The sequence below is a fragment of the Rhizobium leguminosarum genome (genome assembly GCF_004123835.1).
GTDB classification, from domain to species: domain Bacteria; phylum Pseudomonadota; class Alphaproteobacteria; order Rhizobiales; family Rhizobiaceae; genus Rhizobium; species Rhizobium leguminosarum_M.
Map to the genome: position 1 here is coordinate 296071 of NZ_MZMU01000018.1, position 25805 is coordinate 321875.

At 62.5% G+C, this 25805-nt stretch carries 24 protein-coding genes; 15 read left to right on the forward strand and 9 right to left on the reverse strand.

Translation table 11 applies throughout. The features are described from left to right. Positions 1-3: 3 nt before the first annotated feature. Positions 4-963, reverse strand: a complete 960-nt coding sequence (gene nac, locus B5P46_RS26180) for a nitrogen assimilation transcriptional regulator NAC (RefSeq protein WP_027667339.1) — start codon at positions 961-963, stop codon at positions 4-6. 193 nt (positions 964-1156) lie between these two features. Between nac and B5P46_RS26185 the strand changes: the two genes are divergently transcribed. The 6 genes from B5P46_RS26185 (at position 1157) to B5P46_RS26210 (ending at position 5790) form a co-directional block, all read left to right on the forward strand. Next, positions 1157-1936: an SDR family oxidoreductase gene (locus tag B5P46_RS26185; protein WP_129421267.1), complete on the forward strand. Its 780-nt coding sequence runs from the start codon at positions 1157-1159 to the stop codon at positions 1934-1936. Beyond that, complete coding sequence (locus B5P46_RS26190) at positions 1933-2640, forward strand: amino acid ABC transporter permease (RefSeq protein ID WP_017968717.1); 708 nt, start codon at positions 1933-1935, stop codon at positions 2638-2640. The genes B5P46_RS26185 and B5P46_RS26190 overlap by 4 nt, the downstream gene beginning before the upstream one ends. Next, the gene (locus B5P46_RS26195; protein ID WP_129421268.1) at positions 2637-3395 is read left to right on the forward strand and encodes an amino acid ABC transporter permease; all 759 of its coding nucleotides are present in this window, start codon (positions 2637-2639) and stop codon (positions 3393-3395) included. The genes B5P46_RS26190 and B5P46_RS26195 overlap by 4 nt, the downstream gene beginning before the upstream one ends. After that, complete coding sequence (locus B5P46_RS26200) at positions 3392-4156, forward strand: amino acid ABC transporter ATP-binding protein (protein WP_129421269.1); 765 nt, start codon at positions 3392-3394, stop codon at positions 4154-4156. The genes B5P46_RS26195 and B5P46_RS26200 overlap by 4 nt, the downstream gene beginning before the upstream one ends. A gap of 31 nt (positions 4157-4187) precedes the next feature. After that, complete coding sequence (locus B5P46_RS26205) at positions 4188-5024, forward strand: ABC transporter substrate-binding protein (RefSeq protein ID WP_129421270.1); 837 nt, start codon at positions 4188-4190, stop codon at positions 5022-5024. Positions 5025-5115: 91 nt separating this feature from the next. Next, positions 5116-5790 (forward strand): 4-carboxy-4-hydroxy-2-oxoadipate aldolase/oxaloacetate decarboxylase, encoded by a 675-nt coding sequence (locus B5P46_RS26210; protein WP_129421271.1) that lies wholly within the window; start codon positions 5116-5118, stop codon positions 5788-5790. Positions 5791-5874: 84 nt separating this feature from the next. Here the strand turns inward: B5P46_RS26210 and B5P46_RS26215 are convergent, their stop codons facing one another. Further along, the gene (locus tag B5P46_RS26215) at positions 5875-6912 is read right to left on the reverse strand and encodes a LacI family DNA-binding transcriptional regulator (RefSeq protein WP_081250661.1); all 1038 of its coding nucleotides are present in this window, start codon (positions 6910-6912) and stop codon (positions 5875-5877) included. Positions 6913-7075: 163 nt separating this feature from the next. Here B5P46_RS26215 and B5P46_RS26220 point away from each other — a divergent pair, with 163 nt between their 5' ends. The 9 genes from B5P46_RS26220 (at position 7076) to B5P46_RS26260 (ending at position 18591) form a co-directional block, all read left to right on the forward strand. Further along, on the forward strand, positions 7076-8050 hold the full coding sequence (locus tag B5P46_RS26220) for a substrate-binding domain-containing protein (protein WP_129421272.1): 975 nt from the start codon (positions 7076-7078) through the stop codon (positions 8048-8050). Between the two features lie 111 nt (positions 8051-8161). Beyond that, positions 8162-9160, forward strand: a complete 999-nt coding sequence (locus B5P46_RS26225) for an ABC transporter permease (RefSeq protein WP_129421273.1) — start codon at positions 8162-8164, stop codon at positions 9158-9160. A gap of 10 nt (positions 9161-9170) precedes the next feature. Beyond that, positions 9171-9983: an ATP-binding cassette domain-containing protein gene (locus B5P46_RS26230; protein WP_129421274.1), complete on the forward strand. Its 813-nt coding sequence runs from the start codon at positions 9171-9173 to the stop codon at positions 9981-9983. A gap of 92 nt (positions 9984-10075) precedes the next feature. Then, complete coding sequence (locus tag B5P46_RS26235; RefSeq protein WP_129421275.1) at positions 10076-10981, forward strand: sugar phosphate isomerase/epimerase family protein; 906 nt, start codon at positions 10076-10078, stop codon at positions 10979-10981. A gap of 117 nt (positions 10982-11098) precedes the next feature. Continuing rightward, positions 11099-12271, forward strand: a complete 1173-nt coding sequence (locus B5P46_RS26240; RefSeq protein WP_129421276.1) for a Gfo/Idh/MocA family protein — start codon at positions 11099-11101, stop codon at positions 12269-12271. A 187-nt stretch (positions 12272-12458) separates the two neighbouring features. Next, positions 12459-13400 carry a sugar phosphate isomerase/epimerase family protein gene (locus B5P46_RS26245; protein WP_129421277.1) on the forward strand — a complete coding sequence of 314 codons (942 nt, stop codon included), beginning with the start codon at positions 12459-12461 and terminating at the stop codon, positions 13398-13400. 121 nt (positions 13401-13521) lie between these two features. Beyond that, positions 13522-15435 (forward strand): bifunctional 5-dehydro-2-deoxygluconokinase/5-dehydro-2-deoxyphosphogluconate aldolase, encoded by a 1914-nt coding sequence (locus B5P46_RS26250; protein ID WP_129421278.1) that lies wholly within the window; start codon positions 13522-13524, stop codon positions 15433-15435. After that, a complete protein-coding gene (iolD, locus tag B5P46_RS26255) occupies positions 15432-17267 on the forward strand; it encodes a 3D-(3,5/4)-trihydroxycyclohexane-1,2-dione acylhydrolase (decyclizing) (RefSeq protein ID WP_129421279.1) in 1836 nt (611 codons plus the stop codon). The genes B5P46_RS26250 and iolD overlap by 4 nt, the downstream gene beginning before the upstream one ends. Before the next feature lie 139 nt (positions 17268-17406). Next, a complete protein-coding gene (locus tag B5P46_RS26260) occupies positions 17407-18591 on the forward strand; it encodes a hypothetical protein (protein ID WP_129421280.1) in 1185 nt (394 codons plus the stop codon). 15 nt (positions 18592-18606) lie between these two features. Here the strand turns inward: B5P46_RS26260 and B5P46_RS26265 are convergent, their stop codons facing one another. The 7 genes from B5P46_RS26265 to B5P46_RS26295 form a co-directional block, all read right to left on the reverse strand. Continuing rightward, positions 18607-19620: a succinylglutamate desuccinylase/aspartoacylase family protein gene (locus B5P46_RS26265; protein ID WP_129421281.1), complete on the reverse strand. Its 1014-nt coding sequence runs from the start codon at positions 19618-19620 to the stop codon at positions 18607-18609. 134 nt (positions 19621-19754) lie between these two features. After that, positions 19755-20099, reverse strand: a complete 345-nt coding sequence (locus tag B5P46_RS26270) for a RidA family protein (protein WP_018246876.1) — start codon at positions 20097-20099, stop codon at positions 19755-19757. Between the two features lie 36 nt (positions 20100-20135). Further along, positions 20136-21446 carry an alanine racemase gene (locus B5P46_RS26275; protein ID WP_129421282.1) on the reverse strand — a complete coding sequence of 437 codons (1311 nt, stop codon included), beginning with the start codon at positions 21444-21446 and terminating at the stop codon, positions 20136-20138. After that, complete coding sequence (locus B5P46_RS26280; protein ID WP_129421283.1) at positions 21439-22395, reverse strand: amidohydrolase family protein; 957 nt, start codon at positions 22393-22395, stop codon at positions 21439-21441. The genes B5P46_RS26275 and B5P46_RS26280 overlap by 8 nt, the downstream gene beginning before the upstream one ends. Further along, on the reverse strand, positions 22392-23333 hold the full coding sequence (locus B5P46_RS26285; protein ID WP_129421284.1) for an ABC transporter permease: 942 nt from the start codon (positions 23331-23333) through the stop codon (positions 22392-22394). Before B5P46_RS26285 ends, B5P46_RS26280 begins: the two co-directional genes overlap by 4 nt. After that, positions 23330-24292 carry an ABC transporter permease gene (locus B5P46_RS26290; protein ID WP_129421285.1) on the reverse strand — a complete coding sequence of 321 codons (963 nt, stop codon included), beginning with the start codon at positions 24290-24292 and terminating at the stop codon, positions 23330-23332. The genes B5P46_RS26285 and B5P46_RS26290 overlap by 4 nt, the downstream gene beginning before the upstream one ends. Next, entirely contained in the window at positions 24289-25803 is a 1515-nt protein-coding gene (locus B5P46_RS26295) for a sugar ABC transporter ATP-binding protein (RefSeq protein ID WP_129421286.1), read from the reverse strand. Before B5P46_RS26295 ends, B5P46_RS26290 begins: the two co-directional genes overlap by 4 nt. Between the last annotated feature and the right edge of the window lie 2 nt (positions 25804-25805).

Consider the following 25805-nt stretch of genomic DNA (forward strand, 5'->3'; position numbering starts at 1 on the left):
CGATTAGTTTTTCAAGCGCGCGGTCAACTCGAGAAGGATGTCCCGGACGGCAAGGGCCGGTTCCGATAGGGGATTCTGGTCGGAAACGCACAGCGACAGGGTTTCTTCGATCCGCGGCGAGACAAGCCGGCAGATCAGCGGCTCGCTCGATTCCGATACGATACGATCGGCGATGGCTTTCGGCATGATCGTCGCGCCGAGACCGCTGCCCACCGCGCGGGCCAGCGTCCGGACGATTTCGACTTCAGCCACGACTTTCAAATTGGTGCGGGTGCGCGTGAAGGCGGTATCGACCGCGCGGCGGACGAAATTATAAGCCGGCGGCAACAGCAGCGGTATTCCGTCAAGAGCATTGACCGGAACCGGTTTCGCATCCGCTTCGATCGCAAAGTCCCGATGCGCGACAAGGAAAAACTCTTCGCTCAGGATCGGCTCGAACCGGACACCCTTGATCGGTCCGGTTCCGTGGAGAAGCGCCATCTCCAGCCGGCCGTTCATGATCATCTGGCTATAGGTCTGGCCGACGCTTTCGGTCAGGTGCAGCAGAATACCGGGATGCCGTTTCCGGGTCTCCGCCAGGAGGTCGACCGACAGCGTGGCGGCACTGCTGAAGGGCACGAGACCGACGGACACACGGCCGGCAAGCGAATTGCCGGCTGCCGATGCATCCGCTTGCGCCTGCTCCATCTGCCGAAGGATAATCTGCGCATGGCGGTACACCGCGTGTCCCGCATCGGTCATGCTGACGCCCTGCTGGCTGCGGATCAGCAGCTTGTGGCCGAAATGCTCCTCCAGTGCCGCAAGCTGCTGGCTGAGCGCAGGCTGGGCGATATGCAAAAGGTCCGCCGCTCGCGTGATGCTGCCGCTGTCGACGATCACGATGAAGGATTTAAGACGTCTGATGTCCATGAGGATCGGGGTACCGTTCTGATCTGCGCGGCTTACATGTTTGCAGACACGCATTGCTTTTGCAACGCGACGCCGTCGCTGCTTTCCTCAGGCCCGGACGCCGCAAGCTGATGCCGGCATCAGCTCTTTCTCTTCTTCAGCAGCCTGCGCCGGCTCCATAACCGTTGCTTATTGCTCCAGAGATAATCGGTCTTAGGCAAGGGGTTTAAGCTTCGCTACTGTCTCAATCAACAACAAGGGAACGACAATGCCATTCTCCGACTACAAGACCGCACTGGTGACCGGCGCATCTTCCGGTATCGGCGCAGCCGTGGTTGAGCGGCTCCGCCGGGAGAACATCGAGGTCCATGCGGTTGCCCGCAGTGCCGAAGCGCTGCAGCAGCTGGCTGCGCGGACGGGCTGCATCGCCCACGTCATCGACGTGACCGACCGTCAGGCCATGGCAGAGCTCACACGTCGGGTGGAGTTCGATATTCTCGTCAACAATGCCGGTGTCGACCGGCCGAAGAAGTTCCTGGAAGCCGACGAGGGCGATATCGATCTCATCGTCGACGTCAATCTCCGAGCGGTCCTGCATATCTGCCGACTGGTCGTGCCCGGCATGGTGGCACGCGACCGCGGGCACGTCATCAACATCTCGTCGATCGCCGGCGCCTACAATTTCGGCGGCAACTCGTCCTATCACGCCACCAAGGCAGGGGTGAGCATGCTGTCTAACCAGCTGCGCATCGACGCTTTCGGCAAGCGGGTACGGGTCACGGAAATCTGCCCCGGCCGGGTCGCCACTGACATTTTCAATCACGTCCACGGCGATGACCCCAGCATCCGCGAACGGTTCATCGACGGCTTCGAACTGCCGCAGGCGGCCGATATCGCCGACGCGATTGCCTTCGCCATAGCAGCCCCCGTCGCCGTCAATATCGGACATATGGAGATCACCCCGACGCTGCAGGTCATGGGCGGGCTGCAGACGGCAAAGCCCCAACCTGCGGCGAAGACGGATCAATCCGGGGAGCCAAACCCGTGAGCGGTTTCGACCTTTCGGCAATCCTGGGAAATCCGGAATATACCGCCATGCTGCTGCATGGCATCGAGATGACCTTCATCATCTATGCCGGCTCCTGGTCTATGGCGATGGCGCTGGCACTTCTGCTGCTGGCGTTGCGTTTGTCGCCCTTTCGCTTCGGCGATCCGTTAGTCGCCGCTTACGTCTCCTACCACCGGAATGTCCCCACCCTGGTTCAGCTCATGCTTTGGTACTTCGGGATTTTCACCCTGATGCCGAGCGGGGTGGCGACATGGCTGGCAGTCCATAATGCGGAAGCCATCTTCGCGGTGATCGGGCTCGGGCTTTGCCAGGCGGCCTATTTCAGCGAAGATCTTCGTTCCGGCGTACGCTCGGTCAGCCCCGGCCAGATGCAGGCAGCCCGCGCGCTCGGCCACGGTTATGTCTCCGCGATGCGTTTCGTCATCATGCCGCAGGGCGTGCGCAACGCGCTGCCGCCCCTCATCAATCACAGCGTTTCCCTGTTCAAGAATAGCAGTCTCGCCGTCGTCATCGGAGCCTCGGAACTGACGCATGCCGTCAAGGAAATCGAGAACCTCAGTTTCCGGACATTCGAGATCTACCTGATCGGCACGGTTCTCTACCTTTTCTTCTCGCTCGTGATCATGAGCATCGGCGCCTATCTGTCGATGCGCACAGATCCTGCCAGGAGCGCGCGCGCATGATCCACGACATGATCGCCATCGTCCGAGACTACTGGCTGCTGCTGCTGATCGGCCAATATCCGAACGGGCCACTTGGCGGGCTCGCCAACACGCTGATCCTCTCGGCGCTCAGCATCACTCTCGCCTTTCCGGTCAGCATCCTGTTCGCACTGGCGCGGCTCTCCAAGTCGCCGCTGCTGCGCTGGCCGGTCACGGCACTCGTCTATTTCACCAGGGGCGTGCCGCTGCTGATGCTCATTCTGTGGAGCTATTTCCTCGTTCCGCTGCTGACTGGCGCCGATGTGCCGAGCTTCGTCACGATGCTGACGACACTCGTGGTCTATCAGAGCGCGTTCCTGAGCGAAGTCGTCCGTGCGGGCATCGTTGCGCTCGGACCGGGCCAGATGGACGCGGGGCGTGCGCTTGGCCACAGTTATATCGGTGCAATGCGCTTCATCATCCTGCCGCAGGCGCTCTACAACATGATCCCGAGCATCATCTCCACCTTCGTCTCGACGATCAAGGACACGACGCTCGGCTACGTGATCAACGTGCCGGACCTGACCTTTGCCGCAAGCCAGGTCAACAACCAGCTCCTGACGCAGCCTTTCCAGGTCTTCCTCATTCTGGCGATCGTCTACTTCGCCATCTGCTGGACGCTCACCTACTTCGCAAATCGCCTCGAGCGGAGCATCACGCGGCGGCGTGCGGGACTTTCCAACCTTCCTGCCGCCGCCTTGGTCGCGCCATCGAAAATCATATCGGAGCAGCCATGACCACGTCAGTTTCAGCACAGGAATTACAGACGATCCGGCTTTCGCAGGTCTGCAAGAGCTACGGCGACTACCCGGTCCTGAAGGACATCGATGCGCAGGTGACACGCGGCGAAGTCGTGGTCATCTGCGGGCCGTCCGGTTCGGGAAAATCGACGCTGATCCGCACGATCAATCGCCTCGAGGAGATCAACAGCGGATCGATCACGCTCGACGGGCAAGACATTCACGCCGCCATGCGGGCAAAGGAACTCAATGCGCTGCGCAGCCGGATCGGCTTCGTATTTCAGAGCTTCAACCTGTTTCCGCACCTTTCGGTGGTCGAAAACGTGTCGATGTCGCCCATCCGGGTGAAAGGCGTGGCGCCTGATGTTGCCCGGGACAAGGCCCTCAAGCTTCTCGATCGGGTCGGCCTTGCCGACAAGGCCCGCGCCTATCCCGGTCAACTCTCGGGCGGCCAGCAGCAGCGGGTGGCAATCGCCCGCGCCCTTGCCATGGAACCGCCGGTGATGCTGTTCGACGAGCCGACCAGCGCGCTCGATCCTGAAATGGTCGGCGAAGTGCTGGCCGTCATGAAGAGTCTGGCGTCCGAAGGCATGACCATGCTCTGCGTCACCCACGAAATGGGTTTCGCGCGCGATGTCGCGGATCGGGTCTGGTTCATCGATGCGGGCCAGATCCTCGAAATGGCGACCCCGGAGGAATTCTTCAACAATCCAAGCCATCCCCGGGCTCAGCGTTTCCTCGCTGATCTCAGGCATTGATACCAACCACCAAAAACAAAGGAGAACAGCAATGAACTGGAAATGCCTAACCCTCACCGCCGCATTTGCCGGCATGGCGGCCGCTTTGCCCGCACAAGCCGATCAGCTCGACAATATCATGTCGGCGAAAACCCTGCGCTGCGCGACTTTCGCCGACGTTCCTCCCTTCGCTTCACCCGATCCGAAGACCCGCGAAATGGCCGGTTTCGACGTCGATCTCTGTGGCGCCATCGCCAAGGAATTGGGCGTAAAGGCTGAGATCAAGCCGGTTTCGGTCGAGGCGCGTGTGCCAGAGGTCAAGCTCGGCCGCGTCGACATCACCGTTGCCAACCTTGCCTATACTCTGAGCCGCGCCGAGCAGATCCAGTTCAGCGATCCCTATTATCTCGCCAAGGAAATGCTGATCGTTCCGGCCGACGATGCCGGCAAGAAGAAGGCCGACTACGCAGGCCAGCGCATCGCTTCGACCAAGGGTTCGACCTCCGAGATGTCGATCAAGCTCAACAAATCCGACCCGCTGACCTTCCAGGATACCGCCTCGGCCTATCTCGCCGTCCAGCAGGGTAAGGCGCGCGGCATGGTGGCCAACACCATGACGACGACCAAGTTCGTCAATGAATCGAAGAGCAAGGGCAAGGAAATGCGGATGATCGAGGAGCCGATGCTGTACCAGCCGATCGGCATCGGCATGGCCAAGGATCAGCCGGCGCTGACCGCCAAGATCAACGAGATCCTTCGCAAGCTCGACACATCGGGCGAGATCAACAAGATCTGGGACAAGTGGCTCGGCCCGGATACCGAATACAAAATGACCCGTACCGACAAGGTCGTATCGCTCTCCGAGCTGAAGTTCGACCCGATCCCGTAAGCCGACCGGCTTCGGCGTCATCCACTGACAACGTCCAAACAAATTGAGACGGCGGGACATGCCCGCCGTCGGCCAACGATGGGAGGCATCCGTGATCCATATTAAAGATATCGCCGAACGGCCAAGCAAAGCCGATATCGACGCCGTTTCCAAATTTTCACCCGCGACGATCCATGAAGCCCAAGGGCGCCGCGGAGCCCTTTCCTCCCGCCTCAAGCCCGTCGACTATCGCATGAAACTGTGCGGTCCGGCCTTCACGGTGAAATGCGCGCCGCGTGACAACATCATGCTGCAACTCGCCATCAACTACGCAAAGCCGGGCGATATCATCATCGTATCGGCCGGCGAGTACGAGGAGGCCGGATCCTTCGGCGATGTGCTTGCCAATGCTTGCCTTGCAAAGGGCATCGGCGGTCTCGTGACCGACACCGGCGTGCGCGACACACTTCAGCTCAGGGAACTTGGTTTCCCGGTCTTCTCGCTCAGCGTCTGCATCAAGGGGACGGTGAAGGAGACCATTGCGGCGGTGAACGATACGATCATCGTCGGCGGTGAAATCATCCATCCCGGCGACATTATTGCCGGGGATGCTGACGGCCTTGTGGTCGTGCGCCGCCAGGAAGCGCAGGAAGTCGCCAGGCTGTCACAGGCCCGCGAAGATGCCGAGGCCGGCTATATCGCGGCATACAAGCAGGGCAAATCGGTCATCGAGGTCAGCAATCTCGAACCAGTGCTGAAAGCCAAGGGCCTCGTCGTCGACATCTGAGGCGACACCGCAATAGTTATCAGCCCTGCCACTTTATAGGGCGGCTGGCCTTTCCGGCCAGCCGCCCTATGCAAACCGGACGGTTCAAACGCTTTCGGGCGTAATCGTTTCGAAGGGAACCACGCGCTGGAGGATGGTTGTGCTGTCGCGGTGTTCCAGCGCGGCGATCATCGTGGCGATCAATTCGTCCGATATCTGATCCAGCGGATGACACAATGCCGCCATGATCAGGCCTTCCGTCAGGCCCTTGCGCGTTTCCGGGCCGATGTCGCGGCAGACGACCCTGACCTTGTCCCGCTTTTCGACGGGTGCCTCGCGAAGAGCGCGCAGCACCCCGGAAATTCCCCCTCCGACAATGAAAATGCCTCTGAGGTCATCGAGTTCGGAAAGCAGCTGGCTGACGATCCGGTAGGCTTCCTGCGGCTCCTCATGTGTCGGCCTGCTGTCATCCACCTGAAGATGGGGCGCGTGCTCGCGCATATAGGATCGAAAGCTCGCATCGGAGACATCCTGGCACTGATAGCGATGATTGCCGATGAATACGGCGATCCGGCCCGGCATCGGCGTGGTCTGAGCCAGAAACCATGCGGCGGTCCGCCCGAGTTTCCAATTGTCGGTGCCGACGAAGCCGGCGCGATCCCGGGCGGACTGATCGGTTATATAGGCAACAACCGGCTTTCCCCTCTCCTTGAGGGATTGGATGGTCTGCCCGATCAACGGGTGGTCGCCAGCAATGACAGCAACTGCATCACAGCGTTTGCCAAGCGCTTCGAGACGATCTGCAATATTTTGTGGCTCGAGGACATCGACGAAATCGACCACAGCCACGACTTTCTCGTGCTGTCGTCTCGCGGCCGCCTCCGTGATCTTGGAGCCGAACAGCCGGTAGAGCTCACGGCTCGACTGCTGGAGAAGAAAGCCGAAACGATAATTCGGCAGGAGCCGCTGCCTGCGATCCTCGATCACGCCGCGGCCATAAAATCCAATCTCTTCCGCGGCATTTTGTACCCTCTCGATCGTTTCCGCACGCACTGCGCCGGTACCTCCGAGGATGCGGTTGACCGTGGCGATGCTGACGCCGGAGGCCTGGGCAAGATCGGCAATGGTCGGTCTCTTCATGATAGATTTCATTCCATTTTCGGATGAAATGAAATGATACATTAATTTCATCAAAACGCAATAGGCATTCCATTTTCAGCAGTCAGTTGATACAAATATTCCAGCGAGTTGGGAGCCTTGCTTTGAGGAATTGTTACTCTCGACCGCCTTTTTGGGAGGAAATCACATGAATTTTTCAATGCGCGCCGTACGCGGGCTGCTGGCTGGCGCTGTTTTCGTTCTTGGCGCTTCTTCTGTCATGGCCGCGAATATTGCTGTCGTTGGCGGCAAGACCGATGACGAATTCTGGAGCCGCATCAAGAAGGGCGTCGATGACGCCCGGCTCGTCGTCGAGAAGAATGGCGGCTCCGTCAGCTATCTGCAGCTGCAGACCTACGACAATCTCGGACCTGACGCTGCCCAGCTCGTCCGCACGGCCATCAGCCAGGGCGTGACCGGCATCGTGGTGCCCGACTGGGTGCCCGAGGCAGAGGACGAGGCCATCAAGGCTGCCGTCGCCGCGGGCATCAAAGTCATCCTCATGAATGCCGGCAGCATCGACAAAGCGCGCGAGCTTGGCGCGATCAACTATGTCGGCTCGGATGAATACACGGCCGGCAAGGCAGGCGGCGAATATTTCGCGTCCAAGGGTGCGAAAAATGTCATTTGCGTCAATACGGTCCCGGGTGCGGCAAACCAGGAGGCCCGTTGCAAGGGTGTCATCGACGGCATCGCCGCAAAGGGCGGCACTGGCAAGCAACTGCCATTGCCGGCGACCAGCTTCGGCGATCAGACGGCAATCGCCGAGGCCGTCAAGGCGACACTGCTCCAGGACGACACCATCGACGGCGTCCTCAACGTCGGCGCTTCCGACGCCGATGCGGCTGCAAGCGGGATCGTTCAGGCGAACAAAGTCGGCAAGGTTGCGCATGGCACCTTCGACCTGAACGCATCGGGGCTTGCCCGCATCAAGGATGGTTCGCAGGCCTTTGCAATCGACCAGCAGCCTTACCTGCAGTCGCTGCTGGGGGTTTCGCTTCTCGCCGCGCATATCGACTACGGCACCAACCTGCCGACCGCACCGGTGCTGACCGGCCCGGGCATCGTCGATGCGTCGAACATCGACGCCACCCTGGCCGGCGTCAAGGAAGGCGCTCGCTGATCGTTCGAAACGGGCTCCGGCCCGCGGGATATCCGCGGGTCGAAGTTTATCGAGCGTGCGGACCACCGCGTCCGCGCGCCTGGAGATTCACGCCCAAACTGGGGTAGGCATATGAACAATCTTTCATTCGGCAACCTGTTGCGCCGTCCCGAGGCGGGTGCATTCCTCGGACTTGTCGGCGTCCTCCTGTTCTTCGTCGTATTCGGCAGCACCAAGTTTCTGGAGCCCGCCGGCGCCGCAAGCTGGCTCAACGTGGCCGCCAATCTCGGCATTATCGCTCTTCCCATCGGACTTTTGATGATCGCAGGCGATCTCGACATTTCGATTGGCGCGATGATCCCCGCCGGCTCCATGACGGTTGCGGTCCTCTCGGGCTACTACGATCTTCCCATATGGGTCGGAATGCTCGGTGCGCTTGCCTTCGGCCTCATCGTCGGGCTGGTCAACGGCTACCTCGTCGTGCACACTGCCGTGCCTTCGCTGATCGTAACGCTCGGCACCCTCTTTGCGGTACAGGGCCTGATGCTTGGCACCTCGGTTCTCGTAACCGGCACGACGAGCGTGGCGCTGACGGCCGACCCCTGGGCAAAGTTCCTTTTCGGGCAGTTCCTGGGCGGATCGTTTCAGGTGATCATTCTGTGGTGGGTGGCCATCACCGCGATCTTCATCTTCTTCATTCATTTCTCGCCTTACGGGAACTGGATTTTCGCGATGGGCGGAGACAAGGTCAGTGCCCGCAACGCCGGCATTCCGACGACCCGTCTGACGATGGTCCTCTTCGTCCTCTCGGCGATGAGCGCGTCCTTCGTGGGCATGTGTCAGGCCATTCTGTTCAATTCCGCGCAGGTTTCGGGCGGAATGACGTTCATCTTCAACTCGATCATCTCGGTCGTCGTCGGAGGTGTGCTGCTGACCGGAGGGTTTGGGTCGGTGATCGGGATCTTCTTCGGCACGATCACCTTCGCCGTCGTCAACCAAGGCATCTATTTCACGACCTTCGACCGCAATTGGTCGAGCTTAATCATCGGCGTGATGCTGCTCGTGGCCGTCCTCATGAACAATACGTTCCGTCAGATGGCGCTGACCTATTCACCCAAGAAGAAGAAGTGAGAGCTGAGACATGGCTGGCCCAATTCTTGAACTTGAAAACGTCAACAAGTCCTTCGGCCCGATCGATGTGCTCTACGACATCACGTTGAGCGTCCATCCCGGTGAAGTGCTTTGCCTGCTGGGTGACAACGGTGCCGGAAAGTCCACCCTGATCAAGACCTTTGCCGGTGTCTACAAGCCGACGAGCGGCGCGGTGAAGTTCGAAGGTCAACCCATCGTCTTCCAGAATCCGCGCGAAGCCGCAGACCTCGGCATCGCAACGGTTCATCAGTTCGGCGGCACCTTTCCGCTGATGAGCATCGGCCGTTCGTTCTTCGTCGGGCGGGAACTGACCAAGGGCTTCGGCCCGTTTAAAATCTACGACCGCAAAGCCGCCAATGAAATCGCGGTCAAGGCCGTGCGCGAGTTCGGCATCACCCGCATCGACGATGGCGATCGCCTGATCGGCGGTCTGTCGGGCGGGGAGCGGCAATCCCTGGCAATCGCCCGAGCCGTCCACTTCGGCGCCCGGGTGCTGATCCTCGACGAGCCGACCGCCGCTCTCGGCGTCAAGGAGGCGGCGCATGTGCTGCGTATCGTCCTGGAAGCGCGCCGTCGCGGCCTCGCCGTCATTTTCATCACTCACAACGTCATTCACGCCATGACGGTGGGAGACCACTTCGCGGTGCTCATCAAGGGTGCGAAGGCGGCCGATTTCCGCAAGGGCGAAAAGACGCGCGAAGAGATTACCGACCTGATGGCAGGAGGCGAGGCCATGGCCGAACTCGAAGCCGAAATCGAAGCGTACTCGACGGCGCATAGCGGACATCCCCCACCGGTCTGACCGACCGCCGCCGCGGATGAACTCCAGAAACTCTAAAGAGCTCGCCTACCCCGGCGGGATGGCCCAGCACAATCATCGGACGGGTAACAGCCATGAAGATTGCAATCGACCCCTTTATGCATCGCCACCTCTCACTCGAAGACTTGCCCTCGAAAGTGGCTGAACTCGGATACGAGTGGATAGAGCTCAGCCCGCGGGCCGATTTTCTCGAATGGTTCAAGGCGCCACGCGTGTTTCCGGCCCGCGCCAAGGCATTCAAGAAAGCGCTTTCCGATGCCCATGTCGGCATTGCCTCGATCCTGCCGATGTACCGGTGGGCCTCGAACGATGAAAATGAGCGGCAAGCTGCCGTCAAGCACTGGAAGCGTGCCATCGAGATCAGTGTCGAACTCGGCGTCGACACGATGAACTCGGAATTCGGCCGCGGCCCCCACCCGGACAAGGGTTCGTGCTACTGCTGCCATACCGGTTCCATGATCGAGGCCTGCGAAGACGCCTGGTGGCGTTCGATGGAAGAACTGGTGCCGATCTTTGAAAAGGAAGGCATAAATCTGCACGTCGAACCGCATCCCGAGGATTGGTGCGAAACCCTGCAGCCGGCGCTGGATATCATCAGGACGGTCAACTCGAAGAACGTCAAGTTCCTCTATTGCGCGCCGCATACCTTCTACTTCGGCGATGACACCAAGGCGATGCTTCGGGAAGCAAAGGACGTGCTCGCCCATGTGCATGTCGGCGACACTTTCAATCACAAGGCCTCTTCGGGGCTCCGCTACATCCTCAACCCTCCGGGCACGCAGGCCAGGGTGCATCAGCACCTGAACATCGGCCAGGGCGAGGTTCCCTGGGAAGATTTCTTCAGCACGCTGGCGGAGATCGGGTTCGACGGCATCATGACCGCATGCGTTTTCGCCTGGGAGGACAAGGCCGACCACTCCGGCAAGTTCATGCGCGCCGAAATGCAGCGCTTCGTCGACAAGTACTGGACCGCGAAATAACGCGCGATGCCCCTCTAGCGGGTCGCGATGCAGCCAGGCGATTGGCGCAAGCGACCGCGACCGGGTTCTGCCCGGAACGCTTAAACATCACAGACATCATTCCTGGAAGGACAGAAGATGATCAACGGAGAAAGATCCATCGAGCGCCCCCTGCGCTGGGGCATGGTCGGCGGCGGCCGCACCGGGCAGGTGGGCTACAAGCATAGAACCGGCGCCCAGCGGGACGGCACTTACCGGCTCATCTGCGGAGCCTTCGATCTCGACGCCGAGCGCGGACGCGACTTCGGCACGAAGATCGGCGTCGCTGCGGACAGATGCTATGGCGATTATAAGGAGCTGATCGCCAAGGAGGCCGGGCGTGAGGACGGTGTCGAGGTCGTCTCGATCGCCACGCCGAACTTCACCCACTACGAGATCACCAAGGCGTGCCTGGAAGCCGGTCTTCACGTGATCTGCGAAAAGCCGCTGTTTTTCACCGTCGCCGAATGCGACGAGGTCGCCAAGCTGGCCGAAGAGAAAGGCCTGATCGTCGGCGTCACCTACGGTTTCACCGGCCATCCGCTGGTTCACCAGATGGCGGCGATGGTCAAGAAGGGCATGCTCGGCGATATCCGCATCGTCGACATGCAATATTCCCACGGCTTCAACGCGGGCGACGATGTGGGCGCCGGCGAAGCCGTGAAATGGCGCACCAATCCCAAGACGGCTGGCCCGACCTTCGTTCTGGGCGATATCGGCACACACCTCTACTATCTCTCCGAAGTGGTGCTGCCGCATATGAAGATCGAAAAGCTGCTCTGCGACCGCAAGGCCTTCATTCCGACCCGTGCGCCGCTCGAAGACCACGCGACCGTTCTCATGCATTACGACAATGGCGCCCGCGGCCGTCTTTGGGTGTCCTCGGTGGATGCCGGGAATATGGGTTCGCAGTGCTACCGTTTCGTCGGCTCCAAGGCCTCCGTCGAATGGTCCGATTCCCATCCCGACCAGTTGATTTACGAAGTGCAGGGTGAACCGAACCGCACCTTGCATCACGGCATGCCCTACCTCGAAGAGGAAAGCCTCGCTTACGATCGCATGGGCGCGCTGCACACCGAAGGCCTGGGCGACAGCTGGGCGAACATCTACCTCTGGATCGCCCAGGCGATCGACGCAAAACGCCGCGGCGACGACGCCTTCCTCAAGGGCCATCACTATCCCGGCATCGAAGCCGGCACCGAAGGTGTGCGCTGGCTGGAAAACTGCGTCCGCTCGGCAGACGCAGGTTCGGCCTGGGTCGAGTTCAAATGATCGACTAGAGCATGATGCCGAAAAGTGTGAGCGGTTTTCGGGCGACATCATGCTCTAACCCTTTAATTTAGAACAGGATTCATATTTTAGACGATGCCTAAAATCATCCTGTTCTAGGGGCGCGTCGGATCTCCTCCATCCTCCTCCCAGGCGCGTCCCCGACACCCTTTTTTAGAAAGACAATGACATGAAACTATCGATCTGCACCGACGTGATGGGCGACCTTTCCTTCACGGACATGCTCGACAAATGCGTCAAACTTGGTGTCGAGGGTATCGAGATGACCGGCGGCGGCTGGTCGCGCGGGCCGCACTTCCGTGCCGATGAGCTGCTGGCCGACAGGAGCCTGCTCAAGACCAGGTTGAAGGAAATCGAAGCCCGCGGCCTGGAAATCGCCGCGCTGAATTGCTCGGCAAACCCGCTCGATCCGGGTGACATGGGCAAGCGCCACCGTAAGGAAATGGAAGACACCATCCGGCTCGCCGGCGAAATCGGCGTGAAGAAGATCGTCACCATGTCCGGCCTGCCGGAAGCCGCGCCCGGCGACATGGTGCCGAACTGGCTCGTCTACACCAAGAGCTGGCCGAACGAGATGCCTGAGCGCGACCGATATCAGTGGGAAGACCGGGCCTTCCCGCTCTGGCGCGGCCTAGTCAAGCTTGCCGATGAAGTCGGCGTCGAAAAATATGCGCTGGAAAACTTCTCGGCCATGCTCGTATGGAACCCCGAGACCCTCTTCCGCCTGCGCAACGAAGTCGGTCCGAAAGTCGGCATGAACCTTGACCCGTCGCATCTGATGTGGATGGGCGCCGACCCGATCGCCTCCGCCCGTGCTCTGGGCGATGCCATCCATCATTGCCATGGCAAGGATACCCGCATCGAACGGGGCCTCGCCGACGTCAACGGCCTGCTCGAGCTCAAGGACGTAACCGACGTCGCCAACCGCAGCTGGAACTATGTCGCCGTCGGCGCCGGCCATGACCTGCAATGGTGGAAGGAGTTCTTCTCCGTGGTGCGCATGGTCGGCTACAACGATTGGGTCAGCCTCGAGATGGAAGACTTCACCATGTCGACCGAGGCGGGCATCCAGTCCTCCATCGATGCGCTGCAGGCAACAATCAGCCGCTGATGGACAGGCGCGGGCGGTCGTTCGCCCGCGCTCCCTTGCATTCGTAGTTTCTTGTGAAGAGGCCGACGATGCCCAACCCGATCACCATGACCGAATTCAATACTATTGCGAGGAAACCGACATGACCAAGACATTGGACGTGATCACGATCGGGCGAGCCGGCGTCGACCTCTATGGGGCACAGGTCGGAGGACGGCTGGAGGATATGGGATCCTTCGAAAAATATCTCGGCGGCAGTCCGACCAACATTGCCTGCGGCACGGCGCGACTGGGCCTCAAGTCGGCACTGATCTCCCGGGTGGGCGATGAGCATATGGGCCGGTTCATCCGCGAGGAGCTTGCCCGGCATGGCGTCGACGGCAGGGGCGTCGTGACGGATCCCGAGCGCCTGACGGCGCTCGTCATTCTCGGGATCCGGGACGAGGAACGTTTCCCGCTGATATTCTACCGGGAAAATTGTGCCGACATGGCGCTTTGCGAGCAGGATATCGACGAGGCTTTCGTTTCCAGCGCCCGTTCAGTGTTGGTGACGGGAACGCACCTCTCCCATCCGCGCACGGAAGCGGCCGTGCTCAAGGCGCTCGGCTTTGCCCGCAAGCATGGCGCCAAGATGGCTCTCGACATCGACTATCGTCCAAATCTTTGGGGGGTGGCCGGCCATGGCGAGGGGGAAAGCCGCTATGTGGCAAGCGGGCAGGTGACCGAAAAGCTCCAGACGACGCTTCATCTCTTCGATTTGATCGTCGGGACAGAGGAAGAATTCCACATCGCCGGCGGGACGACCGATACCGTGGCGGCATTGCGGGCCGTGCGCGCCGTGACTTCGGCGACGCTCGTCTGCAAACGCGGCGCCAAAGGAGCAGTCGCATTCGAAAGTGCGATACCGGATAATCTGGACGAGGGCATTTCGGGCGAGGGTTTCCCGGTCGAAGTCTTCAACGTTCTCGGCGCCGGAGACGGCTTTTTCGCCGGGCTGCTGAAAGGCTGGCTTGACGGCGAAGATTGGCCGACCGCGCTCAGATACGCCAATGCCTGCGGCGCTTTTGCCGTCTCTCGTCACGGCTGCACGCCGGCCTATCCGTCACTTCAGGAGCTGAATTTCTTCCTCGAGCGCGGCATGACCCGCCCCGACCTGCGCAATGATCCCGCGCTGGAGCAGATACACTGGTCGACCAACCGCCATGGCGACTGGCCCGAGATGCGCGTCTTCGCCTTCGATCACCGGATGCAGCTCGAAAGCATGGCGGGCTACACGCCGTCGAAGGGCGGCGCCTTCAAGGAGCTTTGCCTTGAAGCGGCCCTCAAAGTGCAGAACGGGCGTTCCGGCTACGGAATCCTCTGCGACGAACGGATCGGCCGACGTGCACTCCACGCCGCCTCCGGGACCGGCCTCTGGATCGGCAGACCCTGCGAGTGGCCGGGGTCTCGGCCTCTGACCCTGGAGCCGTCGCTTGGTCCCGATTGCGGGGGACTTTCGGAATGGGCGCGCGAGAACGTCGTCAAGGTGCTCTGCTTCTGCCACCCCGATGACGACGAAGCGACCTGGGCCCGGCAACTGGCGGAAGTGCGGCGGCTTTACGTGGCCTCGCGCCGCAACAAGCTGGAATTCCTGCTCGAAGTCATCCCTTCCAAGGTCGCAAGCATCACTACGGACACGACCGCGACGCTGATCCGCAGCTTCTACGCCGAAGGCATCTATCCTGACTGGTGGAAGCTGGAACCAATGGACGAGCCCGAAGCCTGGACGCAGGTCTGTGCCGCCATCGAGGACAACGATCGTCATACAAGAGGGATCGTCGTCCTCGGCCTGGATGCGCCGGAGGACGTGCTGAAGGCGAGCTTCGAAGTTGCCGCGCGCTTCCCGCTCGTCAAGGGATTTGCCGTCGGCCGGACAATCTTCGGCTCGGTCGCCCGCGGCTGGTTTGAGGGCTCGATCAGTGATGAAGAGGCCGTCGAGGAAATGGCGAAACGATATTCCCGGCTTTGCACGGTCTGGGACGGCGCGCGGGCGCGCGTGCAGGAGGCAGCAGAATGACAACGATACGACTGACCGCCGCGCAGGCCATGATGAAATGGCTCTCGGTCCAGATGACCGAGGATGGCGAGCGCTTCATCGAAGGCGTCTGGGCGATCTTCGGTCACGGCAACGTCGCCGGCATCGGAGAGGCGCTGCATGGGATCGGCGACGCCCTTCCCACATGGCGGGGCCAGAACGAACAGACCATGGCGCATGCGGCGATCGCCTATGCGAAGACACTGAAGCGCCGGCGCGCCCAGGCCGTGACGTCCTCGATCGGCCCGGGCGCCACCAATATGATCACGGCCTGCGCACTTGCCCATGTCAACAGATTGCCGGTTCTTTTCATACCCGGCGATGTGTTCGCCAATCGCCGCCCCGAGCCGGTGTTGCAGCAGATCGAGGATATGAATGATGGAACGGTCAGCGCCAATGACTGCTTCCGGCCGGTCTCGGCCTATTTCGACCGGATCGCCCGTCCCGAGCATCTCCTGACTTGCCTGCCGCGCGCCCTGGCCGTCATGACCGATCCCGGCAGCTGCGGCCCTGTTACGCTCGCCTTCTGCCAGGATGTGCAAGCAGAGCTCTACGACTACCCGGAAGCCTTTTTCGAACCGAAGGTGTGGCGCATCCGCCGTCCCGAACCGGATCCGCGGGAGATCACAGATCTTGCCGATGCCATCCGGGCTGCGCGCAAGCCAGTGATCATTTCCGGTGGCGGCGTTATCTATTCGCAGGCCGAGGCCGAACTCGCCGCATTCGCGGAGAAGCACCATATCCCGTTTGTCGAAACGCAAGCCGGGAAGGGCGCCAATAGCTGGGAGCACCCGCTGAATTTCGGGTCGCCGGGTGTGACTGGATCGGCTTCGGCCAATGCCCTTTGCGCCGACGCGGACCTCGTGATCGGCATCGGCACGCGCTTCCAGGATTTCACCACAGGCAGCTGGACGCTCTTCAGTAATCCCTCGCGCCGGCTCGCTTCGATCAACCTTGCCGGATATGATGCAACCAAGCATTCGGCATTGCCCTGTGTCGGCGATGCCAAGGTCACGCTGGCGCGCCTGTCCGCGGCGCTCGAGGCGTATCGCGGGGCCGGCGTCGATGCCGGGAGCAGGACCGACTGGCACCAAACGGTCGAGCGCGTGACGGCGGCGCCGGCAGCCGACGGGCCTGGAAACCTGCCCACCGATGCGCAAGTCATCGGCGCCGTGCAGCGGGTGGCGACGGAAAAATCCGTGGTCATGTGCGCAGCCGGCACCATGCCGGGCGCATTGCAGGTGCTGTGGCAATCTGCCAAGGGCGGATACCACATGGAATATGGCTTCTCCTGCATGGGATACGAAGTGGCGGGCGCCATAGGCATCAAGCTCGCCCGCCCCGACAAGGAGGTCATCTGCTTCGTCGGCGACGGCTCCTACATGATGGCCAATTCGGAACTCGCAACCGCCGTCATGCGGCGGGTGCCGTTCACCGTCGTGTTGACCGACAACCGCGGTTACGGCTGCATCAACCGCCTCCAGATCGAGTGCGGCGGCGCTGAGTTCAACAACATGTATAAGGACTGCAATGTCGACGTGCAGCCCGAGATCGACTTTGTCGCGCATGCCGCCTCGATGGGCGCCCATGCCGAAAAGATAGGGTCCATCGCCGAACTCGAGGCACGTATCATCGCCGCGCGGGAACGAAACATTCCGAGCGTTCTGGTGATCGACACCGATGCGGTTCCCGGAACCGACGCAGGTGGCCATTGGTGGGACGTCGCCGTTCCGCAGGTCGGCGGCCCGGAGCGGCTCGAGCAGGCCCGCGCGCGTTACAACGAGAATGCCGCCAATCAACGCGCGTTTGATTGAAAGACAGGAACTTGGCTCTCGACCTATGGGTTCCCGCTATTCGGCGTGAGCGCCTGGAGGTGCCCACGCTCACAGATCAGTCTGGACACTATTATGGACACATGTTCTATAAAGTGGACAGATTCGACGGGAGCACGCCATGCATCTTTCCATGTGGACTTACCCCTGGGATATCCAGGACCAGGGGCTTGCAGCACTCGCCGCCGACCTTCGCGACCGCGCCGGTCTGACGACGGTCAGCCTGGCGGCCTCCTATCACGCCGGCCGGTTCCTCCAGCCGCGGAGCCCGCAGCAGAAGGCCTATTTCCCCGAGGACGGAACGGTCTATTTCCGGCCGGATGAAAGCCTATGGCAGGATAAGCTGATCCGGCCGCTGATGGCTGAGAATGTCACTGAGCGCGGCGACATGCTGGATGCGCTCGTCAGGGCGCGCGATGCGACGGGCCTCAAGGTCTCTTGCTGGACGGTCTGCCTCCACAATAGCCGCCTCGGCATGCTGCATCCCGATCACGTGACGCGGAACGCCTTCGGCAATCCCAACTATTACAATCTCTGCCCCTCCAGCCCGGCGGCGCGCGATTATGTCGTCACCCTCGTGCGCGACATCACGACGAACTACCGGCCCGATATGGTAGAACTCGAGAGCCCGAACTTCATGGGCTTCGCGCATGAATACCATCACGAGAAAGACGGTGTCGGCCTGAATGCCGAAGACGATTTCCTGCTGTCGCTCTGTTTCTGCGACCATTGCACGGCGCGCGCCGAAAAGGCCGGCGTGCCGGTCGAAGGCGCGCGCCGGTCGGTCGCGCGCTTCATCGCCGAACTCTGCGAACGGGAAATACCGGAACGGCAATTCCAGGACTTCCCGGAAGCCGGCATCGATGCCTTCCACGACCATCCCGATCTGCATGCCTATCTCACTTGGCGCGGTGAACCGGTGACCAGCCTGATCGGCGAGATCAAGGCGGCCGCCGACCCGGCGACCAGTATCGTGCTCATCGACCTGAAGGACGGCTGGCTCGGCGGCGTCGATCTCGCCGCCGCCGGCAAGCTCTGCGACGGGGCGATCCTCTGCTGCTACGACATGGAGCCGGATGCCGTGGGCGACGTCATCCGGACCGGCCGGGCGGCAATCGGACCGGGCAAGTTCCTCGGGGTTGGCCTGCGCGTCTTCTATCCCGAGGTCAGCGGGCCGGCGATCCTGGCCGCACGCGCCAAGGCTGCCGTCGATGCCGGCGCTGACGGCGTGAACTTCTACAATTACGGCCTGATACCGGCAAAGCGTCTCGACTGGGTCAAGACAGCGGTCGACGCAATCGCTTGAGCAGATCAGCGCACCTCAGGATGCGATGGGTTCGGCGGCCTGGATCAGGCAGTCGCCGGCCTGGCTGTCGCAATGCAGCCGGTGGGAAATGACAATGCCGCTCTCGGCAAAGCGCAGCTCTTCCTCCGGCTGCTCCAGGCGTTCGAGGTCATGATACCATCCGGCAAGATCTCCGGCGGAAACGGTGGCACCGAGGGCTGCGGCCGGCTCGAACCAGCCTCTGCGATTCGCATAGATGCCCTGGCTGTGCCGGGATAGCGAAAGCAGTTGCAACGGTCCGGGCTCGGCGAACGGCATGCGTGACAGGACCGGACGCTTCACGATGCCGAGTGTGACGAGCAGCCGGTCGATCGCGGCCGCCGTGAAACCCATTGTCTCAGGCGTCACGGTACCGCCGCCGCCGAACTCACCGGAAAGACCGATGGTTCCGGCCCTTGCCGCAGCCCCCATCGATGTCGGTGCGGTCGGCCCGTTATCGGCGATGAAGGCATGCGCCGCACCCATGGCGCGCATCAGCGAAACGGACTGTTCGAAGCGGGCGGCATCGGCCTGCCGCTCGATCAGCGTGCAGGGCAGGTGCGCCATGGAGGTGCCGCCCGAATGCAGGTCGAGCACGACGTCATGGCGCGGAAAAAGTTCGTGTTCGAGGAAATGCGCCATCCGCGCCGTCGGCGAGCCGGTGGGATCGCCGGGAAACACCCGATTGAGGTTGCCGCCGTCGAAGGGCGAGCAGCGCTTGGCCGCCATCACCGCCGGTAGGTTCGCCATCGGCAGGATAGTGACGGCGCCGCGGATTTCGGCGACATCAAGCAGCCGCATCAGCCGGCCGAGCTGAAGTTCACCCTCATACTCGTCGCCGTGATTGCCGGCCATCAGCAGCAAAGACGGCCCCTCGCCATTTTTCAGGCGAAGGATCGGAATGCGGATCTGATAATAGGGCGAACGGTCGATCGAATAGGGAATGGCGAGGTGGCTGGCCTGCCGGCCCTCGCGCAAAAAGTCGATCGGATTGACGAGACCGCTATGCATGATGTCTCCAGTGCGGGCGGTTGCGATGCCGTTACAGCGCCGCGCGTCTTATTGGGAGCGCAAAGGAGGCTGTAACACTTTCAACTTACGCATCGTGCTTTCCGAAAATCGATTCCGATTTTCGGGCCGATGCGCTAGAGCGCGGCGATCGCGGTCATTTCGACGCGCAGATCGGGATCGGCGAGACGAGCTTCGGTGCAGGCGCGGGCCGGCGGGTTTTCGATGTCGATCCAGTCATCATAGACGCTGTTCATAGCCTCGAAATCGACGATCGCCGGCAGGAAGACGTTGACGGCGATGAGGCGTGAGCGGTCGATGCCGGCCTCCTTCAAGAGGGCGTCGATCTTGCCGAGCACGTCGCGGGTCTGGTCCTTGATATCAGCCTTGCGATTTTCCGCGACTTGGCCGGCAATATAAACGAGACCGCCGTAGCTGACGGCTTGGCTCATACGCGAACCTTTCTGATAACGCTGGATCATTGCGGGTTTTCCTTTTCTTGCTTTTGGAGAGAGAGTTCAGCCGAAGCTGGTCAGATAGGCTGTCGTCACCGAATGGTCCGGGTCGAGGCCGTAGAGGATGGTATGCCGGTCAAGGCAGGTGCAGGGATGCGAGATGCCGTACTCGATGATGTCGCCGACCGCGACGTCGCTGCCGTCGGCAAGCGCGACGAAGGCGTGCTGATCGTTGAGGCGGAAAACTTCGGCGCCCGCGAGATCGGCGAGATACGCACCATTGTGATAGAGCGCCAGCGGCCGCGGCATGCCCTGATCCATCGCCACGTCGCGCATGCCCATGCCGCAGATCGCAAGCCGCGGCTCCGGCCGTGACAAGACCTCGGCCCAGACCCGCAGCGCCGGACGGAAAGCTGCGGCCGCCGAAACCATTTCGCCGCCGATGCGGAAGCCGCCGCGTGCATCGAGGCCGGCAAGGCCGCGCTCGTAGATGCCGTGATCGTGGAAGAAGATCGCGCCGCTGCGCAGCACCAGCCGGCAGGCGGGATCGGCCGCAACGGCGGCTGAAAGCCTGGCAATCACAAGGTCGAAAAACACCGAGCCGCCGGCCGTGACGAGGAGCGGCCGCTCGTCGCCGATGCGGGCGCGCACCTTCGGCAGGAAATCGGATGTCACCGCCATCAGCGCGTCGATGCGACGCATCGTCTCTTCCGCATTGGCGGTCGCCGCCGCACCCTCATAGGCGGCGATGCCGGTCAGCCTGAAGGACGGCGTCTCCACGGCAAGGATCGTGTCGAGAATTGCCTCGGCGGCGTCGCCGCTGCGGGCACCGGCACGGCCGGCACCGAACTCCACCAGCAGGCCGAGGGGCGGCAGATCGACACGCTCCTGCCAGGCGGAGCGAAGAGCCTCGACCAGCGCGGTCGAATCCACGAAAATATGAAGTTCCGCATCGGGATAGTGGGCAAGCAGGGCCGCGAGCCGGCGGGCAGCGGCGGCCCCGCCGATCTCGTTGGCGAGGATCAGCCGGCGCTGTCCCGCCTTGAGCAGGACGGCGGCCTGGCGGATATCGGCGACCGTCGTGCCCCAGGCGCCTGCCCCCAGAAGTGCCTCCGCCAGCGCCGTCGACATCGGTGTCTTGGCGTGCGGAGCGATGTCGACACCGTGGCTCTTCACATAGGCCATCATCAGTTCGACATTGCCCGAGAAAGCCTGCCGGTCGAGCGAGATCAGCGGCAGGGCCATCCTGCCGTCATAGGGCTTCCATCCCTGCTTGCCGATTGCATCCAGCGGGAGCGGCGGATTGCCCGGCGGAAAGCCGCGCACCCGCTCGTCGATCAGCACGTTTTCCGTCGCGGTATGAAGGTCAGACATGGCAGCCACTCCTGATCTCGGCCGGGTCGGCGATGCCGAGGCGATAAGTGTCGTTGGCGGTGGCAAAGAACAGGGCACGTCGCTCGTCGTAAGAGAGCTCCGAGGCGACCGTGCGGAAAACCTGATAGACCTCGTCGAAAGAGGCGTGCAAGCCCGCGACCGGAAAGTCGCTCGCGAACATGGCGCGCGCCGGGCCGAAACAATCGAGGCAATGCTCGATCACCGGCCGCAGGCTTTCGAGCGTCCACGCGTTGTCGTAGGCGACGAGGTCGGAAATCTTCAGGCGCAGATTCGGCTCACTGCCGAGCGCCCGCAGACCACGGCGCCAGAGCGCCATGCCGTCCTCCGTCCGGTCGGCCGGGCTGCCGCCGTGGTTGAGCACGAAAAGCGTTTGCGGAAAAGCGCGCACCAGTTCGAGCGCCTCATTCATCTGCCAAGGATAGAGCATCAGGTCGAAGACCAGCCCGAGCCGCGTGGCATGGGCAAGCCCCGCCCGCCAGGCGGGATCGCCCATGCGGTTCCGGCGCGGAGCAAAACTCTTCGCCGCGTCCGGATGCCAGCTCAAAATATCACGGATGCCGACGACATTCGGGTTCGCCGCCTCCGCCTCGAGCAGGCGCATGGCGTCCGGCCCGTCGAGGGGCACGCGCGCGATATAACGATGCGCCACACCGGAGCTGCGGTCGAGGCCGTCCAGCCAGCGGCTCTCCTCCAGCGGGTAGGCAACGGACCAGCCCGCCTCCACATGCACGGTTGCAATCACGTTCTGGCGGGCAGCATCGGCGCGATAATCGTCGATGCCATAGTCGCGCAGGATCGGCGCGAGGCTTCCGAAAACCATCTCCTCGCCGGAAGCTCCGGTCTTCTGCAGCCAGGGATGACGTCCCAGCTTAAGGTCCCAGAGGTGGTGATGCGGGTCGATCACCGGCCCGTCATAGAGTTCCGTCATCGGCGCGCCTCCCGGCCGGAAACGAGCAGAAGAGCGAGGATCAAGGTGCCGAACATGATCGAGCGCCAGCCGGGGGAGGCATTGACGACGGTGATCAGCGCCGTCGTCGTGACGAGCAGGATCGCCCCTGGAATGGTCCCGGCATAGGTGCCGCGGCCGCCGAGGATGGAGGTGCCGCCGAGCACGACAGCAGCGATCGAGGTCAGCAGGTAGGGGTCGCCGATGCCGACATAACCTTGCCGGTTCATGCCGAGCACGAGAATGCCGGCGAGCCCGGCGAAAAAGCCCGACAGAGTGTGGACGATCAGCGTGTTGCGGGTGACGCTGACGCCGGAAAGCCGAGCCGCCAGCGGGTTCGCCCCAAGCGCCAGGAAGCGGGCGCCGATCGGCATGCGATGGACGAGCAGCAGGACGACGATCGAGACGACGAGCCACAGAATGATGCCCGAGGGAATGCCGAACGGCCGCGCCTGCCCGAGCAGAATGACCGCCGGGTTGCTGACGGTGACCGCGCTGCCGCCGGCGACGATGACGAGCAGGCCCTGCAGGAAGGTCGCCATGGCAAGCGTCATGATGATCGGCGGCACGCGAAGATAGGCAGCACCGGCGCCGTTCATCAGGCCGATGCCGGTGGCGATGGCAAGGGCCGCCGCGATGCCGGCGAGGCCGGTCGGGTCCCAGGCGGGCGAGATCAGCGGCAGCAGGATCGCCGTGACGGTGATGACCGCGCCGACGGAGAGATCGATGCCACCCATCAGGATGACGAGCGTCTGCCCGGCAGCGGCAATGCCGATCACCGCGGCGAGTTCGAGCAGGTAGCGCAGGTGGCCATAGGCGCCAAAACCGCGCAACGTAAAGCTTGCGACGATCCAGACGAGCGCGACCAGAAGGAAGGTCAGGAGCGACGGATTGCGGAACGCGGACCTGATGATGTTCATCGCCTCGCCCTCCATTGCCCGAGAAGCTCCGGCACGGCGACCGCGCCGACGATGATCAGGCCTTGAGCGACATATTGGGCGACCGGCGGGAAGCCCAGGAAGAACATGACGTTGATCATCACCGAGAGCAGCAGGCTGCCGCAGATCGCGCCGCGCATCGTGCCCTTGCCGCCGAGGAAACCCACGCCGCCGAGCACCGCGGCGGCGATCGAGTTCAGCGTGAAGGGGGTGCCGATAACAGGATCACCCGATCCGGTCTGCGCGGCGACGAAGAGACCGGTCAGGGCGGCGAGAAGACCGGACAGCGCGAAGGCTGCGACCTTCACCCGTTCGACCGGGACGCCGGAGCGGAACGCGCCGACCGGATTGTCGCCGGCAGCGTAGATGCCGAGGCCGAGCGGCGTTGCGAGAAAGGCCTTCCAGAGCGCCAGGATCACGACGAGCAGCAGGAAGGCGACGGGCGTGTGGCCGGCCAGTACCGTCGACAGCCAATCGGGAATGAACCCGCCCGGCCGCGGCAGCAGGATGAGTGCGACCCCGCCGATGATGAAGGAGCCGGCGAGCGTGACGATGATTGCAGGCAGCCTCAGATAGGTAACGATGGCGCCGATGACGGCACCGATCGAAAGACCTGCAAGCGAGACCGCAAGAATGCCACCCGGCACGCCGAGCGCCCCATCCATCGTCGTCGCGGCAATCACCGCTCCAAGGCTGACGAGCGGACCGATCGCCAGCGTGATGCCGCCGTTCAGCATGAGCAGCGCCTGCGCCATGGTGACGAGCGCGAGCGGGAACCAGTTCTGCGTGAACTTCGAAAAGCCGCCGATCGAAAGGATGCCGGGAAAGAGCAGCGCATAGAGAATGAGAAAGGCAGCGACAACCAGATAGAGGCCGGCAAGGCCGCGGTTGCGGCGGAGCTGGATCGAGCCGTAGAGCCGGGATGACGAACTTGTGCTCATGCTGCCTCTCCCTGCGTCGTGGCCGTGATGCCCATGGCTGCGCCGACGATTGCTCCTTCGCTGATTTCATCTTGCGACAGCACCGCGGCGACGCGGCCCTCGCGCAGAACCACGACACGGTCGCAGAGATGCACGAGCTCCGGCGTATCGGAACTGGCCAGAATGACGAGCCGCCCCTCGGCGGCGAAGGCGCGGAGCATGAGGTAGATTTCCCGCTTGGTCTCGATGTCGACGCCGCGCGTCGGATCGTTGAGCAGCAGAACGGAGGGATCGAGCGGCAGCCATTTGGCGAGCGCCACCTTCTGCTGGTTGCCGCCGGAAAGCGCCTGCACCGCGCGGGCCGTGTCGCCCTTGATCGTCAGCCGGCGCGCGAGATCGGCGACCAGGCCGTTTTCCGCCGGTCGGTCGCGTAAGCCCTTGCGGGCAAGCCGTCCGAGCGAGGGCAGGATGAGATTGGATGCGATGGAGTGGGGCAACACCAGCCCCTCATGCTTACGGTCGGCCGGGACATAGACGATGCCCGCGGCATTCGCCTCGCCGACATGGGCGGGCAGGGCGGGTTTGCCGGATACCTCCGCCCGACCAGCCGAGGCTGGAATCGCGCCGTAAAGGCCAAGCAGCAAGTCTTCCTGCCCTTGTCCCACCAGCCCGCCGATACCGACGATTTCGCCGGCGCGGGCGGAGAAGCCGATGTCACGCACCATGCCGGCGGAAAAACCTTCGACGCTGATGCGCATCGCCCCGGGTGCCGCCGCCAGGCGCGGCGGGAACAGGTCGCCGGTCTCGCGGCCGACCATCAGGCGCACCAGGCCCTCGCCGTCGATGCCGGACAGCGACTGGTCGGCGGTGACCAAGCCGTCCTTCAGCACCGTGACATGCGAACAGAGCGCCTGCACCTCATTGAGGCGGTGGGAAATATAGAGAAGTGCCGTGCCGCGGTCCCTGAGCGTCTCGATCAGGCGGGCAAGGATGCCGGCTTCGTGCGCGGAGAGCGATGAGGTCGGCTCGTCCAGAATGAGCACACGCGGCTTGCGGAACAGTGCCTTGGCGATCTCCACCATCTGACGGCGGCCGAGTGCCAGATCGGCGACCGGCATGTCGAGCGGCTCGGTGAGCCCCACCATGTCGCAGACATCTGACACGCCGCGATGGAGCGCTTTGTAATCGATGAGACCGAACCGGCGCGGAAAGGCGCCGAGCCCGATGTTTTCGGCAATCGACAGACTGGTCGTGAGGCTCAGCTCCTGCTGAACGACGGCGATACCCGCCGCGCGCGCAGCCGCCGGGCTGAAGCGCCCGACGGGCTTGCCGTCGACCAGGATGGAACCACCGTCCGGCTTGAGAGCCCCGGACAGGAGGTTGATCAGCGTAGACTTGCCGGCGCCGTTTTCGCCGAGCAGGGCCTGGACCCTGCCCGGCAGAAGGGCGATATCGACGCCCTTCAAAACGGGATTGCCGAAAAATCCCCTGAACACCTGCCGGGCTTCCAGCAGGGGTCTTTCTTCCGTCATGA

Bases quoted from the DNA above. Each gene is read 5' to 3' on its own strand.
- nac (WP_027667339.1), bottom strand. From the start codon at position 963: ATGCGTGTCTGCAAACATGTAAGCCGCGCAGATCAGAACGGTACCCCG.
- B5P46_RS26185 (WP_129421267.1), top strand. From the start codon at position 1,157: ATGCCATTCTCCGACTACAAGACCGCACTGGTGACCGGCGCATCTTCC.
- B5P46_RS26195 (WP_129421268.1), top strand. From the start codon at position 2,637: ATGATCCACGACATGATCGCCATCGTCCGAGACTACTGGCTGCTGCTG.
- B5P46_RS26200 (WP_129421269.1), top strand. From the start codon at position 3,392: ATGACCACGTCAGTTTCAGCACAGGAATTACAGACGATCCGGCTTTCG.
- B5P46_RS26205 (WP_129421270.1), top strand. From the start codon at position 4,188: ATGAACTGGAAATGCCTAACCCTCACCGCCGCATTTGCCGGCATGGCG.
- B5P46_RS26220 (WP_129421272.1), top strand. From the start codon at position 7,076: ATGAATTTTTCAATGCGCGCCGTACGCGGGCTGCTGGCTGGCGCTGTT.
- B5P46_RS26225 (WP_129421273.1), top strand. From the start codon at position 8,162: ATGAACAATCTTTCATTCGGCAACCTGTTGCGCCGTCCCGAGGCGGGT.
- B5P46_RS26230 (WP_129421274.1), top strand. From the start codon at position 9,171: ATGGCTGGCCCAATTCTTGAACTTGAAAACGTCAACAAGTCCTTCGGC.
- B5P46_RS26235 (WP_129421275.1), top strand. From the start codon at position 10,076: ATGAAGATTGCAATCGACCCCTTTATGCATCGCCACCTCTCACTCGAA.
- B5P46_RS26240 (WP_129421276.1), top strand. From the start codon at position 11,099: ATGATCAACGGAGAAAGATCCATCGAGCGCCCCCTGCGCTGGGGCATG.
- B5P46_RS26245 (WP_129421277.1), top strand. From the start codon at position 12,459: ATGAAACTATCGATCTGCACCGACGTGATGGGCGACCTTTCCTTCACG.
- B5P46_RS26250 (WP_129421278.1), top strand. From the start codon at position 13,522: ATGACCAAGACATTGGACGTGATCACGATCGGGCGAGCCGGCGTCGAC.
- iolD (WP_129421279.1), top strand. From the start codon at position 15,432: ATGACAACGATACGACTGACCGCCGCGCAGGCCATGATGAAATGGCTC.
- B5P46_RS26260 (WP_129421280.1), top strand. From the start codon at position 17,407: ATGCATCTTTCCATGTGGACTTACCCCTGGGATATCCAGGACCAGGGG.
- B5P46_RS26265 (WP_129421281.1), bottom strand. From the start codon at position 19,620: ATGCATAGCGGTCTCGTCAATCCGATCGACTTTTTGCGCGAGGGCCGG.
- B5P46_RS26270 (WP_018246876.1), bottom strand. From the start codon at position 20,099: ATGATCCAGCGTTATCAGAAAGGTTCGCGTATGAGCCAAGCCGTCAGC.
- B5P46_RS26275 (WP_129421282.1), bottom strand. From the start codon at position 21,446: ATGTCTGACCTTCATACCGCGACGGAAAACGTGCTGATCGACGAGCGG.
- B5P46_RS26280 (WP_129421283.1), bottom strand. From the start codon at position 22,395: ATGACGGAACTCTATGACGGGCCGGTGATCGACCCGCATCACCACCTC.
- B5P46_RS26285 (WP_129421284.1), bottom strand. From the start codon at position 23,333: ATGAACATCATCAGGTCCGCGTTCCGCAATCCGTCGCTCCTGACCTTC.
- B5P46_RS26290 (WP_129421285.1), bottom strand. From the start codon at position 24,292: ATGAGCACAAGTTCGTCATCCCGGCTCTACGGCTCGATCCAGCTCCGC.
- B5P46_RS26295 (WP_129421286.1), bottom strand. From the start codon at position 25,803: ATGACGGAAGAAAGACCCCTGCTGGAAGCCCGGCAGGTGTTCAGGGGA.